The organism is Acinetobacter pittii (genome assembly GCF_034067285.1).
GTDB lineage: Bacteria > Pseudomonadota > Gammaproteobacteria > Pseudomonadales > Moraxellaceae > Acinetobacter > Acinetobacter pittii_E.
The window spans coordinates 556,960-571,626 of record NZ_CP139286.1 but is presented as its reverse complement, the minus strand read 5'-3'; the positions used below and the strand labels follow the sequence as shown (position 1 = coordinate 571,626).

Sequence of the window (14,667 nt, the reverse complement as noted above, 5' to 3'; positions counted from 1 at the left end):
TTTTTTTCCTTTTATATTTAACTCTGCTTTTTGAAAGTAAGTACACAACGTAAACCACCTAACGGTGAATGTTCAAAACTAAGTGTACCACCAAGCGCTTGCGCAATTTTACAAGACAAAGCTAAGCCCAGCCCTGTTCCACCTGTACTACGCGTACGCGAATCATCTACACGATAGAAGCGCTCACCTAAACGGGATAATTGCTCATCACTTAAACCAAACGGGCTATCATCAACATATAAAGTCCACTCTTGAGGAGTCTGGCTCGTATGAATATGAATTTTGCCACCTGTTTCTGTGTAACGAATACTATTACTAATTAAATTAACAACAATCTGTTTAAACCGATCACGATCTAATAATAGCGGAGAACTTGTTCCTTCAACTTGAATTTCAAGCCCAGCTTGCTCAAGTTTTGGTTTAAAGTTTTCAACTTCCTGTAATACCACTTCCCATGGATTTACAGAACTCAAATAACACTTAAGCTGCTGAGCATCTGCCTGTGCCAAGTCGGCAAGGTCTTGGGTTAATTTTTTCAGGCTTGATACCTGACGCATCATCGCATCTAGATGTTCAGGGGTTGCTTTTCGAATCCCATCTTGCATGGCTTCAATTTGAGCTTGCAATACAGCCAGCGGCGTTTTTAATTCATGAGAAGTATCTGCTACCCATTGACGTCGCGACTCTTCATGCTGATGTAAAATTTCTGCTAAATGGTTCAATTGAGTGGATAGGTCGCCCAGCTCATCATTTCGTTTAATAACAACTTGATGTTGATAATTTCCTTTCGTTAATTCATTGGTTGCATTTAATAAACGCTGAATCGGTTTTTTAAAATAAGTCGCCATCAATAGCGCTGCAACTAAACTTGAAAGTAAGGTTAAGGCATAAATTAAGAGCAAATAGCGCTTTTGATTACTAAAGAAGTTAATACTCAAAGCATCTTCTTTATCCAAAACGGGTTTCAAACCCAAATATCCAACCACTTGATTGTTTAAGATAATGGGACGAAATGACATCTGATCTGAAGAAGGCGGTTCACCCACTACAAACTGGTGCTGCGCGTCATATAGAGATAAACGTGAACTCAATCCTAAGCGGTCTGGTAAAGCGATAAAACGCTTCTTACCATTTTGAGTTTCAATATCTTTTAAGCTTCCCTTCTTTGATTTATTTTTATCATCACTTGGACGAAACTGGTTTGCACTTAAAGGGAAACGCAATCCTTCAAAGGGTTGATATTGAGAAGGTAAATTTTGCTCAAGCGTTCTTAACTCTTCATCACTAAAAATACTATTTTTATTAGTTGGTGCAACTTCAGGCGAAATATTAATAAGCGCATGCTCATCAAAAGAATGCTGTTGTATGGCAATATCATATTGACGACGAAGCCACCACTGCGAAAGACGATCGTAGTCATCGGGAGCCGCGGTTCCTTCGATTTGTAAAATCTGTGCCTGAATCGCATTCCCCCAATCATGGTAGACCGTATAGACATCACCCAAATTGGTAATGAGGCGGTCGAGCTTCTGCATTTCAACGTCAGCCACATATTTGGCAAAGTTCTTTTGCATTGTCCAGTGCAAAACGCTCAAGCTTGCAGTCGCAATAAGTAATGTGGTGAGCAAGACTGTCAAAAATAACCGTAATGCAATGGGAACACGTAGAACGTTCAAAAGCACTCTCTCATTTTTACCCTATATTTGGCATTGTAACCAACAACGAAAAGAAAAACTCTCCATTGTTTCTACATCTTTATTATCTAATCTTTAAGGCATCGGTAAACACAACATTAGAGGGCTTTAAATATGAAAATGACGGCAAAAATTGCATTATTCAGTGCGGCAATTGTAACAATGGGCAGTTTGGCGGCGTGTCAATCGACAACTCAACCACCTAAGCCAGAGCGCGGAATGATGCAAGATGGCCCGCGTGAGGGGCACCACCGTATGAAGCACCGTGAATTTACTCCAGAACAAAAAGCAGCATGGGAACAACATCGTGCAGAACGCAAAGCGCGTTTTGAACAAATCCAAAAAGCTTGTGATGGCAAGGCCAATGGACAAACAGTAAATGTTCAAGTTGGCGATAAAACACTTGAAGGAACATGTAACCTTCGTTTTGAACCAAAACGTCCTCAACCACCCGTTAATGCCCCTGCTCCTGCAGCTGTTCAAGCAAAATAATTCTAAAAATCATCAAGCAAAAGGCGCCCATAGGCGCCTTTTGCTTATACATAACTATTTACGATTTTGACTATTTGTATCATATAAACATAACCAAAAGTATTTACACTCAAAGCACTTACATCATTTAAGTATTTTTTTCTTGACTTTGCAGTCACAAAGTAAAGGTACTGAGGTGCTTGTGCAGTTATGCAAGTTGTTGCACGATGTAGTAGTCCAAGGTGCCTCATGGCACATTATCATAGATTAAGATTATAACTCTGGTTTCACCAGTATTGAGGAACCCGATATGCCACAATACAAAGCGCCCTTACGTGATATGCAATTCGTTTTGCATGAATTATTAAATGCTGAAGAACACTATGCAAAATTACCTGATTTCCAAGGTAACGTAAGCCGTGAATTGGTTGATCAATATTTAGAAGCTGCGGCGGATTTCTGTGAAAATGAACTTTCTCCTTTAAACCAAGTTGGTGACCGCGAAGGTTGTACTTGGAATGATGGCGTAGTTACTACTCCAACAGGTTTTAAAGAAGCTTATCAAAAATATATTGAACTTGGCTTTCCGTCTTTATCAGCAGAAGAACAATACGGTGGCCAGGCTTTACCTAACTCTTTAGGTATTGCAATTTCTGAAATGGTAGGTAGCTCTAACTGGGCGTGGGGTATGTACCCAGGCTTGTCTCACGGAGCTGTCCGTACATTAGAACATCACGGTTCTGATGAACAAAAAAATACTTACTTACCAAACCTTGTTTCAGGTGTTTGGACGGGTACGATGTGCTTAACTGAATCTCATGCTGGTTCAGACTTAGGTATTATCCGTTCTAAGGCAGAACCAAATGCTGATGGTAGCTATGCAATCTCTGGCGAGAAAATCTTTATCTCTGCTGGTGAACATGACATGGCTGAGAATATCATCCATATCGTTCTTGCTCGCCTACCAGGTGCGCCAAAAGGCACTAAAGGTATCTCATTATTCATCGTTCCTAAATTCCATGTAAATGCAGATGGAACTATTGGCGAACGTAATGCGGTACGTTGTGGTTCTATCGAACACAAAATGGGTATTCATGGTAATGCGACTTGTGTCATTAACTTTGACCAAGCGAAAGGTTACTTGATTGGACCTGAAAACCGTGGTTTGAACTGTATGTTCACCTTCATGAACACAGCACGTATTGGTACTGCTGTTCAAGGTTTAGCAGCATCTGAATCATCTTTCCAAGGTGCGTTGACTTATGCGAAAGAACGTTTAGCAATGCGTTCACTTTCTGGTCCTAAAGCTCCAGAAAAAGAAGCAGACCCAATTATCGTTCACCCTGCTGTGCGCAACATGCTTTTAACTCAAAAAGCGTTTGCTGAAGGCGGTCGTGCACTTGTTTACTTACTTGCTCAATACGCTGACATCGTTGAAAAAGGCGAAACAGAAGAAGAGCGCAAGTTTGCTGACAACATCTTGTCTTTATTGACTCCAATTGCGAAAGCATTCTTGACTGAAACAGGTTCTGAATCTGCTAAGCACGGTGTACAAGTCTTCGGTGGTCATGGCTTTATTTCTGAGCATGGCATGGAGCAAATCGTACGTGATACACGTATTGCTTGCTTGTATGAAGGTACAACTGAAATTCAAGCACTTGATTTGTTAGGTCGTAAAGTATTGCAAACTCAAGGTGCAATGCTACGTGACTTCACTAAGATCATCCATAAATTCGTAGAAGCAAACAAAGACAACGCTGCTATGAAAGAATTTGTTGAACCGCTTGCGGCTCTTAACAAAGAATGGGGCGATCTGACTATGCAAATCGGTATGCGTGCGATGCAAAACCCAGATGAAGTAGGCGCTGCTGCTGTAGATTACCTCTACTTCTCAGGTTATATCACTTTAGCTTACCTATGGGCTCGTATGGCGCTTGTAGCACAAGAGAAATTAGCAGCCGGTACTACCGATGTTGACTTCTACAATGCGAAAGTAACTACTGCTCGCTTCTACTTTAAGAAAGTATTACCACGTGTACGTTCTCATGTAGATGTGATTGCGGGTGGTCTAGATCCATTAATGTCATTAGACGCTGAACATTTCGCTTTCTAATCATAGTTAGTTGCGATATGCAATGTTAAAAAACAAAAAAGGACTGCTCAGTTTTGACGGTCCTTTTTTTATAAAATCAATGATAAATTTACACTTTAAATTCCATATCCATTTCGTTTTACAGGATATCTAGCACAGGCCAATGTGCACAAAAAAGGTGAACGATTATGCCAATTTACAATGCTCCTTTAGCTGATATGAAATTCATCTTAAATGATGTATTTAAAGCAGAACAATTTTGGCAGTCTAATGAGAAACTTGCTCATGTAGATGCTGCAACAGCTGAAGCAATTTTAGAAGAAATGGCTAAATTTGCTCAGAACGTGACTCATCCATTAAACCGTACCGGTGATGAAGAAGGCGCTCGCTATGAAAACGGTGAGGTGTTCACACCAGCTGGTTTTAAAGATGCATTTCGTCAATATGCAGAAGGCGGCTGGATTGGCTTAGGTGCCGATGAAGAATGGGGTGGCCAAGGCATGCCAAAAATGCTCACCGTTCTTTCTGATGAAATGTTATTTGCGACAAACCCATCATTTATGCTCTACCCGCTTCTTTCAGTGGGTGCAGGTATGGCTTTAAGCAGCTACGCATCTCAAGAGCAAAAAGAAACATATTTACCTAAGATTTATTCAGGTGAATGGTCTGGCACAATGTGCTTAACCGAGCCACATGCAGGTACTGACTTAGGTATTATCAAAACTAAAGCAGAACGTAATGAAGACGGTACTTATAACATCACAGGTACTAAAATCTTCATCACTGGCGGCGACCACGATTTAGCTGAAAACATCATTCACTTGGTCCTTGCTAAAACTCCAGATGCCCCTGCTGGTTCACGTGGTATATCGCTATTTATTGTACCGAAGTACCTTGTAAATGAAGATGGTTCTTTAGGCGACCGTAACCATGTTGGCCCAGGTTCTATTGAACATAAAATGGGTATCAAAGCATCTGCAACTTGTGTGATGAACTTTGATGGAGCAAAAGGTTACCTCGTTGGTAAAGAGAACGAAGGTCTTGCTGCCATGTTCGTTATGATGAACTACGAACGTTTATCAATGGGTATTCAAGGTTTAGGTGCATCTGAATTTGCTTATCAAAATGCTGCTCAATACGCGACTGATCGTTTACAAGGCCGTAGTGCAGCTGGTGTTCAATCACCAAATAAACCTGCTGACAGCATTTTAGTCCATGGTGATGTACGTCGTATGTTGTTAAACGCACGTGCAAATAATGAAGCATCTCGTGCATTTGCTGTATATGTAGGTCAGCAACTCGATATCACTAAATTCTCAACTGATGCAGCAGCAGTGAAAAAAGCCAATGACCGCGTTGCGCTTTTAACTCCAATTGCAAAAGCTTACCTCACAGATACAGCATTCCAAGCAACTTTAGATGCTCAGATGGTGTTCGGTGGTCACGGTTATATCCGTGAATGGGGAATGGAACAATGTATTCGTGACCTTCGTATTGCTCAAATCTACGAGGGAACTAACGGCGTTCAATCTCAAGATTTAATTGGTCGTAAAACCATTAAATGTGGCGGTGCGTTCATTGCTGAATACATCACTGAAATTCGTGACTTCGCAAATGACTTAGATACTGATTTAAACTTCATTAAAGATGCAACTTTAGATGCTGCAACTGAAATTGAAGCGATCACTCAGTTTATTATTGAACAAGCTGCTGAGAATGTAGATTTCCCGAACTCAGCTGCGGTTGATTATTTACATGCAGTGGGCTTACTCAGCTTCGCATATATGTTTGCGAAAATTGCTGCCGCTGCTAAAGATAAGTCTGGTGATTTCTATCAAAATAAACTTGCTTTGGCTCAGTACTTTGTTGAACGCATCTTGCCAGATATTGATGCGCGCATTGCTAAGATTAAAGCTGGTTCAGACTTAATTATGGGCTTTAGTGAAGATTACTTTACAAATCAAGCTTAATTAAGTTTTCCACAAAAACGCCTGACAATTCAGGCGTTTTTTATTTTATATTTACTATTTCAATTGGCATGAAATTTGTTTAATTTCTAAGCATTATTAAGTAAACAAAAGACCTTACTATGCCCGATTCCAAAAAGTATGAACGTATTCTGGACCGATTTGGTCATTATGCCGTTGAAGCTTTTCATTATTTAGCCCTGTTTATTATTGGCTGTATGGTGGCCTGGTCCGCAGCCAATACAGTTTTTGAAATTCTGACCGTCAAAAAGTATGCTTCAATTGATGATATTTTATTATTATTTATCTACTTAGAGCTGGGAGCAATGGTTGGAATTTACTTTAAAACCAATCATATGCCAGTGCGATTTCTTATTTATGTCGCGATTACGGCCTTAACCCGTCTACTCATTTCAGATATCCAACATGACCACAAAGCGGATATCGATCAAGTCATTATTACTGGCTCAATTTTGATTTTAGCCTTATCTATTCTTGTCGTACGATTTGCTTCATGGCACTACCCATCAGTAATGAAAGAGAAACACGCAAAAACCTCCAATAACTTGAAAACCCCTCAACCGCAAGATGACGAGTTAGCATAAAAAAGGCCTCAATATTGAGGCCTTTTTATTTTTACATTTAACGAACTCGGTAAATGTTGTGTCTTGAGTCGACCAATAAGTATTGATTAGGGGTTTTAACCCAATGGTATCCACGTGGTGGCGCATATAAACGGTGTGCACGCCAGTCCGAAACATAATAACGGCTATTGCGATATTGAGTAGGAATGCGTTCACCACGTTTAAAAGCAACATAGTTGCCATAGTGTTTACCACGATCAGCATTTGACCAAACTGGCGCCCGATGATCATTACGGTAATCATGACGGCGGTCATCACGATGCTCATATCGATCATAGTGTTTACCATGGTTATTGTCCCAACGGTGCCCAGAATCGGCCATCGCGGTAGCTGACATACCTAACATTAATGTCGAAAGTACAAGAACGATTGGCTTTTTCATGGCCTATTTCCTTTTAATCTTGATATGAAGCTAGATTAGAAGAGACTCAAGGAGAAACCATGTATAAAACCGCTTTGATTGCTAAACTTTGTAATGACTATAAAGAAAATATGAAGAATCTGTATCTGTGCTACCATTACCATTTTTCAAACTAGGTCAATTGCTGTGTCTGAAATCAGTTTTGAGCGTCTTCATCAATTTTTTTGCAAAGTTCCAAGTGTACAAGAAGCCCGAATTATGGCTCATGGAGCAGATGGCGAACATGCTTGGTGGTTTAAGTTCAGTATTGACGTAGAGCATGCCCTTGCATGGCAAACTGTTCAAGAATTAGGACATGTTTTAAACTATCTCTCGACGAATGAACGTCTACCGACTTTATTCTTTCCTGTTTCTCCACCACCGTATATGAACGGTGAAGCTAAAGACTTTTTATCGTGGATTATTCAATGTAATCATCCTGAATTTTCTCCTGATGTGGTCTGTGACTGGCTTGAAGCACGTTTACCGAACCCTGTAGATGATGAGACACAGTGGAAAATTAAGACTGATTTGAGTGAAATAGAAAAACTTGATGATAAAGCGTTGGATCAATTGATTCCGCCAGCGCCTTAAATCGGACTTATGGCACAGCCTTTACTTACAGTGATATTCTAATTTCTTTTGTATAGGCTAATGCCTCACTTTTGAGAGGTCAAAAGTGACAAAAACCTTTGTTTCACTGATGTTGCCTCCCTGCCACACAGTGAAACAGCGACATCCATGTCGCTAATCACATTGCTACTTTTTGGAATACTCCAAGGCTGTTCTCGTTAGAAAGTCGACAATCCTGACCATTCCATAAAGCGGTAAATCCAATACTTCACTTTAGACTCATCTGCATACTTCGCGTAATCCACGCTCATCTGTCTACCTTGTAAGTTTGACCAAGAAGTATTGAAGTAATCTTGCGCATCTTTAAAGACTTGGTCTTGAACTTTGCCAATGACCAACATATCTGTTTCAAGGTTGTAATTTTTTAAATTACGGGCTGTAAAATTGGCAGATCCTACAATCAACTCAGCTTGTTGAGCACTATATTTTAAGATCATTTTGCTATGGTTTTGCTCACCATGGGTATCACACCAGCGGATTGGAATGCCGGCAGCATGTAGTTCTGAAGCTACCTGACGGTTAGGAATACCATTCTTTTGTCGACCAAACGCATCTTTATTTGGGTCAAGTAAAACTCGGACAATAACGCCTCTCTCTTGAGCATTTTTTAGTGCTTGAATAATTTTACGTTCAGACAAATAGAACATACTTAAATCAAGATGCTCTTTCGGCTTCGCTGAATTAATCAATTTAAGTACAGATTGATAAATCGCCCCTTCAGTTAACACCTGAACTTGAGGTTTGGTTACGTCTTTTTCAAAATCGCCTAATATAAGTGATGGTGAACTACTGCCTGACATTTGCGCAACAGCAGCTTCAGTTTGGAGAACATCAGCCGCTGTTGCCCCTGTTACAACCAACGCGACATTAGAATGTCTAGAGCTGCCATCATGTGGATTTGCTGAGGTCACCAATGACTTCCAACCAGCATCAGTATCGACTACCACAGTTTTACGGTGATTTGCTTTAAAGTTAAATAAATTTAAATAGCTGCGCAGTGTAATTTTTTCATCACCGAATGGATTTGGTAACCAGCCCTTTTCAGGATTATTGCCAACATTTTGACAGCAGATGTACCAGAACCCTGACCAAAACGGATTAGAAGCACGCAAAGGAGCTAAATTGGTTTCAATCACATCGACACCTGCCTGACGTAATTGACGGTAGTGTTCAGGGCTTAGACCACCATAGACTGAGTTAATCGGGTCGGTAATCATAACGATCTGAATTTGGCGGTTCTGTCTTTTCTTACTCACTAATGCATCGGTTAACTCTTGCATTAACGGTCTTTGCTTGAGTTTCGAGTCACCCACTTCTGAATTAAATAAGAACATATCCACCACAATCGTAGATTTTGCCTCATCAATCATTTTTAAAATTTCATCAAAAATGTGTTGATCAACCTGTTGCTGTCCTTTGGCATCAAGATAGGTTTTATCAGCTAAAAATTTGATATCGGCATGTCTAAGCTTGCCACTAAAGTTAATCCCTTGTGGTAATGGTTTTACTGTGTGGTAAATCGCCGATGCAAGATATGCAAGAGCAACAACGCAAAGTAATACCGCCATATAACGACGCCCTGACCAATTTATTTTTTGATGAATTCGTTGAAAAATACGCATAAAAAAGACCTAACTTGATGCTTTCAAATTAGGTCTTTTAGATTGATTTTTCAAGTTTAGTTTCGTGTTAAAGCCTTAGAAACTAAAATCAACACCTACTGTAAAATTGCGTCCAACTTGTGGAATATTTGATAAGAACGAAGCATGTTGATAAACCGTGTCATCTAACAAGTTATTCGCTTTCATATAAACACGATAATCTGTTTTTGCACCATATTGTCCAGAATATGCCAGACCAAGATTGAGCATGTTATAGCCTTCAGTTTCAGTCTCGTAAGCTGCGATCTTATCTTGATTAAAGACATGGTAGTACTCGGCAGAACCACTAAAGCCATCGCCAAAATCTGCATCAACTTTAGTCCCTAAACGTCCCGCTGGAATACGTGGAGCGTTCCCTTCTGCATCAATTTTACCGCGTACATAGTCACCAAAAGCACTGACCTTGTACATTGGGGTAATTTGATAACCAATTTCACCCTCAGCCCCATAGAAACGTGCTTTATCTTGAGTATATTGGACTAAACGGAAGTCTTTATAACGGTCAAGGGTTTGTGCATAGATGTAGTCATCAAACCAGTTATGGTAAACATGCAGATGATAATCAAGTTTGTCATTATCAAAATGTAAACCTAATTCAACATTATTCGATTTTTCCTTACTGAGTTGATCATTCCCCAACTCATAAGTATTCGTCGCAAAATGTCCACCATTTGCATATAACTCTTGAGCTAAAGGTAAACGCTCTTGATGTGAAGCAACAAAAGACAGTTTATAGTTCGGTGCAAACTCCCAATTCGCAGCACCTGCGTAAGAAAATGCCGAACCATCAAAATCTTGTTTAGAATTATCGTCTACATCAATCTCTTGCTGATCTGCACGTGCAGAAAGCTCAAAATGTACGTCTTTCCATTGTTTATGTTCTAAAGCAAATATGCTCCACTTTTTGGTAGTGGTCGGAGCCATAAAAGCTTCTTCACCAGTTAAATCTAATTTTTGTTGGCCTAGCTGTGCTCCGATCACCCCTTCCCAACTTGCAATCGGGTTATGCACTAACTCAATACGACCATCATAGCCTTTGTTTTGGAATCTGGTCGCAATTGTTCCTTCTTCAATTTCGTCGTGCTGATAGTCAGTATAGCTCGCTTGTGCACGTAACTTTTGGAAGCCTGCGAATGGATCATTTAACTCGGTTTTAAAATCATAACGCTCAGATTTTAAGTCAATCCATGGACCGCCATGTTCGTGATCATGTTCTTCATGTCCATGATCGTGAGCTTCTTCCCCATCTTCATGCTCATGTTCATGTGGATCACAATGCAAATGTGGTCTTCCACCTAGATGAGCGCTACAACTTTCGTATTCATGGCTATGCCCAGGCAAACCATATTGATCCCGACGATTGCTATAAGAAATACCCGTATAACCACGGTCATAAATCCAAGACAAACCAACGTTAACTGAATCACCCTGAGCAAAAGTATTGTCTACACGGCGCTCTTTTTCACCTTCATGAATATAATTTGGTGCAATATAATTATTTGCATCACGTGTTAACCCCTCAACACGTAAAGCAACTTGGCTACCCAAGCCAACAGTTACGCCAGCGCTTGCCAGTTTTTCATCACTTCCAGTGTTATAACGTAAGCCAACTTGTCCTTCATAACCGTTTTCAGGCATTTGCGTAGGGATCTTGTTATCAATTACATTGACTAAACCACCGACAGTTCCAGCGCCAAACAATAAAGTTGAAGGTCCCCGAATCACTTCCACTTGTTTTGCAAGCACAGGATCTACAGTTACCGCATGGTCAGGAGACAATGTCGAGACATCAATATTTTCTGATGAGTTTTGAAGAACTTTAACCCGTGGTCCATCTTGCCCACGAATCACTGGACGACTCGAACCTGCCCCAAACTGATTGGCATAAATTCCAACTTCACTACTGAGTGCATCCCCAATGGTGGCAGCACCTTGCGCTAAATGCTTTTGATCAACCACAGTATCTGCAACGGCAAAATCTTGTGACGTTTGCTCAAGTGGATGGGCCTTAATCCGAATAGTTTCTAACTTTTCAACATTTTCACTTTCTGCTGCAAATACAGGTATCGATATTGCTGCCAAAATGGATATGGTCAAAATATTTTTATAGAACAACATGAGGTGATTCTCTGATCGCTACGCCTTTTGTTTTGTTATATTATAACATTTCAGTTGTTTTGCAATAAAAAACATTTCTAATCAGATGATTCGTTAGACTGGCCAATTAAATGATGTGAGTAAATCCTAATTTCTAATGCCTTTTACCATCTCTCATGCCGTTATAGCACCACCTCTTTCCAAGCTTAGTCAAAACACTTTACCGATTGCTGCATTAGCAATTGGCAGTATGACGCCCGATCTTTACCGCTTATTTACAATGCAATCAGGTATGTTGACTCATCAATGGAAAGGACTTTTCTACCCAAATCTTGCATTAGGCTTATTATTCTGTGCTATTTGGTATTTACTTTATCGGCCTGTAATGTATCGTTTTTTTGGCATTCAACATGATCTTGACCTCCACTCTATAAAACGTATTTTTTTATTTTTGATTGGAACATTACTTGCACTTATTTTAGGGATTGCAACTCATTTAATTTGGGATGGTCTAACACATTCTGACTTTCGGACTTTTGCATTTAAAGATGTATTAGCAACCACAGTTCATCTTTTCGGGCATCCTTATCCCTTACATCGTCTTTTGCAGCTAGGCACCTCAGCTCTTGCCTTACCTTTTATTGTCTGGATGAGTGTTCACTATTATCAGCGCTATAAACAACACTGGAAAGTAAACTATAAAATTAAAATTTTCGCATGGTGCCTGTTAATTCTATCTACACTGCTAGGTTTATTCTCTTTTTGGGATTATGCCCGCTACATTCCTCATGAAGTTTGGCATGCCGATACTTATTATTTCACTGGACGTTCTATTAATGAATTTATGCAAGGCTGGCTAAGTACCTTTAGCTTAGGATGCTTACTATTCTTGGTTTTAGATCGACAAAAAAGAATGGGGTGAATACTTAAAGTTGCTGCCAAATTGCTCATTTTCAGCTTAATTTCTGCGGTTTTTTGATCTAGTTCTTGTGGCAAACCATCCAACAAGGCATAATCGAAAACTTACTTTTTTGACGGTGCGCGGTTTACGCATCCGTCCTTTCAGCCAATATAGTTTGGATAATCTTCATCATGATGCGAACTCATTACTGTGGCTCTTTAACTGAAGCCCAAATCGACCAGACCGTTACACTATGCGGTTGGGTACATCGTCGCCGTGACCATGGCGGTGTTATTTTCCTTGATATGCGTGATCGTGATGGTCTCGTTCAAGTGGTTATTGACCCAGATACTCCAGAAGCATTTGCAACTGCAGATAAAGCACGTTCTGAATATGTATTAAAAATTACAGGTCGTGTTCGTCGCCGTTATGAAGGTACTGAAAACCAAAATATGGTGAGTGGTCAAATCGAAGTTTTAGGCAAAGAAATCGAAGTTCTTGCTGCTTCTGAAACTCCGCCATTCCCGTTAAATGATGACACTATCAACGTGTCAGAAGAACACCGTTTAAAATATCGTTTCTTGGACATCCGTCGTCCAGAAATGTTAGATCGCTTACGTTTCCGTTCTAAAGTAACTAACTTGATCCGTAATTATTTAGACGATCACGGTTTCTTAGACGTTGAAACTCCGATTTTAACTCGTGCAACTCCTGAAGGCGCACGTGACTATTTAGTACCAAGTCGTGTACAAAATGGTAGCTTCTACGCACTTCCACAATCACCACAATTGTTTAAACAATTATTGATGGTTGGTGGTATCGATCGTTACTACCAAATCGCAAAATGTTTCCGTGATGAAGACTTGCGTGCTGACCGTCAGCCAGAATTTACTCAAATCGACATTGAAACTTCGTTCTTAAATGACGATGAAATCATGGATTTGATGGAAGGCATGACTGTTAAACTATTTAACGACTTGCTTGGCGTAAAATTTGAAAAATTCCGCCGTATGCCATATAGCGAAGCAATGCGTGATTATGCATCTGACAAACCAGATTTGCGTATTCCGTTGAAACTCGTTGACGTTGCAGACTTAATGCAAGAAGTAGAGTTCAAAGTATTTGCTGGTCCTGCAAAAGATCCTAAAGGTCGTATTGTTGCGTTACGTGTTCCAGGTGCAGCATCATTGCCACGTAGTGCAATCGATGAATACACCAAATTCGTTGGCATCTATGGTGCTAAAGGTTTAGCGTACATTAAAGTTAATGAACTCGCTAAAGGAATTGAAGGTCTTCAATCTCCAATCGTGAAATTCATTGAACCGATTGTACTTGAACTGTTGGAACGTGTTGGTGCACAAGATGGCGATATCGTATTCTTCGGTGCTGATAAAGCTAAAGTCGTAAATGATGCAATGGGTGCACTTCGTGTCAAGATTGGTCACGACTTGAATCTTTCAACTTGTGAGTGGGCTCCACTTTGGGTTGTTGATTTCCCAATGTTTGAAGAAACTGATGATGGCAAATGGACTTCTGTTCACCACCCATTCACTCTACCTAAATCTAGCGTAGAAGATGTGAAGAGCAATCCGGGTGAAGCACTTTCTGTTGCTTACGACATGGTATTGAACGGTACTGAAGTTGGTGGTGGTTCTCTACGTATTTACACATTAGAAATGCAAAAAGCGATTTTTGAAGCGCTTGGTATTTCTGATGAAGAAGCAGAAGAGAAATTCAGCTTCTTGCTGAATGCACTTCGTTACGGTGCTCCTCCTCACGGTGGTTTGGCATTTGGTCTTGACCGTTTAGTTATGCTTATGACTGGCGCGACTTCTATTCGTGACGTTATTGCATTCCCGAAAACTAAGACTGCTGAATGTCCACTTACTCAAGCACCTGCTCCTGTTGAAACAAATCAGCTTCGTGACTTGGGCATCCGCTTACGTGAAAAGCCAAAAGCTGAAGAATCTAAATAATTTTTAGATTTGTAAATTAAAAAACCCTGCTCATGCAGGGTTTTTTAATGAAAAATATCAGCCACATATTCGGTTTATCTAAGCTATGCTTTGCGAATAAGCAGGTCAGTGGCATAATAGGTTGCTTTTAA

Annotated in this window: 11 protein-coding genes; 7 read left to right on the top strand and 4 right to left on the bottom strand. The window is 40.2% G+C overall.

Annotation, left to right across the window (positions count from 1 at the left end):
- Positions 1-17: 17 nt before the first annotated feature.
- Complete coding sequence (baeS, locus tag SOI81_RS02785) at positions 18-1,676, bottom strand: sensor histidine kinase efflux regulator BaeS (protein ID WP_262457638.1); 1,659 nt, start codon at positions 1,674-1,676, stop codon at positions 18-20.
- A 132-nt stretch (positions 1,677-1,808) separates the two neighbouring features.
- On the opposite strand from baeS, the gene SOI81_RS02780 reads away from it, so the two are divergent.
- From SOI81_RS02780 to SOI81_RS02765, 4 genes are all read left to right on the top strand, one after another.
- Entirely contained in the window at positions 1,809-2,186 is a 378-nt protein-coding gene (locus SOI81_RS02780) for a hypothetical protein (RefSeq protein ID WP_016143069.1), read from the top strand.
- Between the two features lie 289 nt (positions 2,187-2,475).
- Positions 2,476-4,278 (top strand): acyl-CoA dehydrogenase C-terminal domain-containing protein, encoded by a 1,803-nt coding sequence (locus SOI81_RS02775; RefSeq protein WP_239967398.1) that lies wholly within the window; start codon positions 2,476-2,478, stop codon positions 4,276-4,278.
- 167 nt (positions 4,279-4,445) lie between these two features.
- Positions 4,446-6,227, top strand: coding sequence for an acyl-CoA dehydrogenase C-terminal domain-containing protein (locus SOI81_RS02770; protein WP_224992695.1), 1,782 nt, complete (start codon positions 4,446-4,448; stop codon positions 6,225-6,227).
- Positions 6,228-6,346: 119 nt separating this feature from the next.
- Positions 6,347-6,829, top strand: coding sequence for a phosphate-starvation-inducible protein PsiE (locus SOI81_RS02765; protein WP_086265224.1), 483 nt, complete (start codon positions 6,347-6,349; stop codon positions 6,827-6,829).
- Between the two features lie 37 nt (positions 6,830-6,866).
- Here SOI81_RS02765 and SOI81_RS02760 read toward each other — a convergent pair whose 3' ends face one another.
- Positions 6,867-7,250 carry an RcnB family protein gene (locus tag SOI81_RS02760; protein WP_239967402.1) on the bottom strand — a complete coding sequence of 128 codons (384 nt, stop codon included), beginning with the start codon at positions 7,248-7,250 and terminating at the stop codon, positions 6,867-6,869.
- Between the two features lie 165 nt (positions 7,251-7,415).
- On the opposite strand from SOI81_RS02760, the gene SOI81_RS02755 reads away from it, so the two are divergent.
- Entirely contained in the window at positions 7,416-7,862 is a 447-nt protein-coding gene (locus SOI81_RS02755; protein WP_262457636.1) for a hypothetical protein, read from the top strand.
- Positions 7,863-8,059: 197 nt separating this feature from the next.
- Here the strand turns inward: SOI81_RS02755 and SOI81_RS02750 are convergent, their stop codons facing one another.
- Entirely contained in the window at positions 8,060-9,523 is a 1,464-nt protein-coding gene (locus tag SOI81_RS02750; protein WP_320541207.1) for a phospholipase D family protein, read from the bottom strand.
- Positions 9,524-9,598: 75 nt separating this feature from the next.
- Positions 9,599-11,680 (bottom strand): zinc piracy TonB-dependent receptor ZnuD, encoded by a 2,082-nt coding sequence (gene znuD, locus SOI81_RS02745; protein WP_320541206.1) that lies wholly within the window; start codon positions 11,678-11,680, stop codon positions 9,599-9,601.
- A gap of 136 nt (positions 11,681-11,816) precedes the next feature.
- Between znuD and SOI81_RS02740 the strand changes: the two genes are divergently transcribed.
- Positions 11,817-12,581, top strand: coding sequence for a DUF4184 family protein (locus SOI81_RS02740; protein WP_320541205.1), 765 nt, complete (start codon positions 11,817-11,819; stop codon positions 12,579-12,581).
- Between the two features lie 170 nt (positions 12,582-12,751).
- Positions 12,752-14,536: an aspartate--tRNA ligase gene (gene aspS / locus SOI81_RS02735; RefSeq protein WP_016143060.1), complete on the top strand. Its 1,785-nt coding sequence runs from the start codon at positions 12,752-12,754 to the stop codon at positions 14,534-14,536.
- Positions 14,537-14,667: the final 131 nt, after the last annotated feature.

Bases quoted from the DNA above. Each gene is read 5' to 3' on its own strand.
- SOI81_RS02780 (WP_016143069.1), top strand. From the start codon at position 1,809: ATGAAAATGACGGCAAAAATTGCATTATTCAGTGCGGCAATTGTAACA.
- SOI81_RS02775 (WP_239967398.1), top strand. From the start codon at position 2,476: ATGCCACAATACAAAGCGCCCTTACGTGATATGCAATTCGTTTTGCAT.
- SOI81_RS02770 (WP_224992695.1), top strand. From the start codon at position 4,446: ATGCCAATTTACAATGCTCCTTTAGCTGATATGAAATTCATCTTAAAT.
- SOI81_RS02765 (WP_086265224.1), top strand. From the start codon at position 6,347: ATGCCCGATTCCAAAAAGTATGAACGTATTCTGGACCGATTTGGTCAT.
- SOI81_RS02760 (WP_239967402.1), bottom strand. From the start codon at position 7,250: ATGAAAAAGCCAATCGTTCTTGTACTTTCGACATTAATGTTAGGTATG.
- SOI81_RS02750 (WP_320541207.1), bottom strand. From the start codon at position 9,523: ATGCGTATTTTTCAACGAATTCATCAAAAAATAAATTGGTCAGGGCGT.
- znuD (WP_320541206.1), bottom strand. From the start codon at position 11,680: ATGTTGTTCTATAAAAATATTTTGACCATATCCATTTTGGCAGCAATA.
- SOI81_RS02740 (WP_320541205.1), top strand. From the start codon at position 11,817: ATGCCTTTTACCATCTCTCATGCCGTTATAGCACCACCTCTTTCCAAG.
- aspS (WP_016143060.1), top strand. From the start codon at position 12,752: ATGATGCGAACTCATTACTGTGGCTCTTTAACTGAAGCCCAAATCGAC.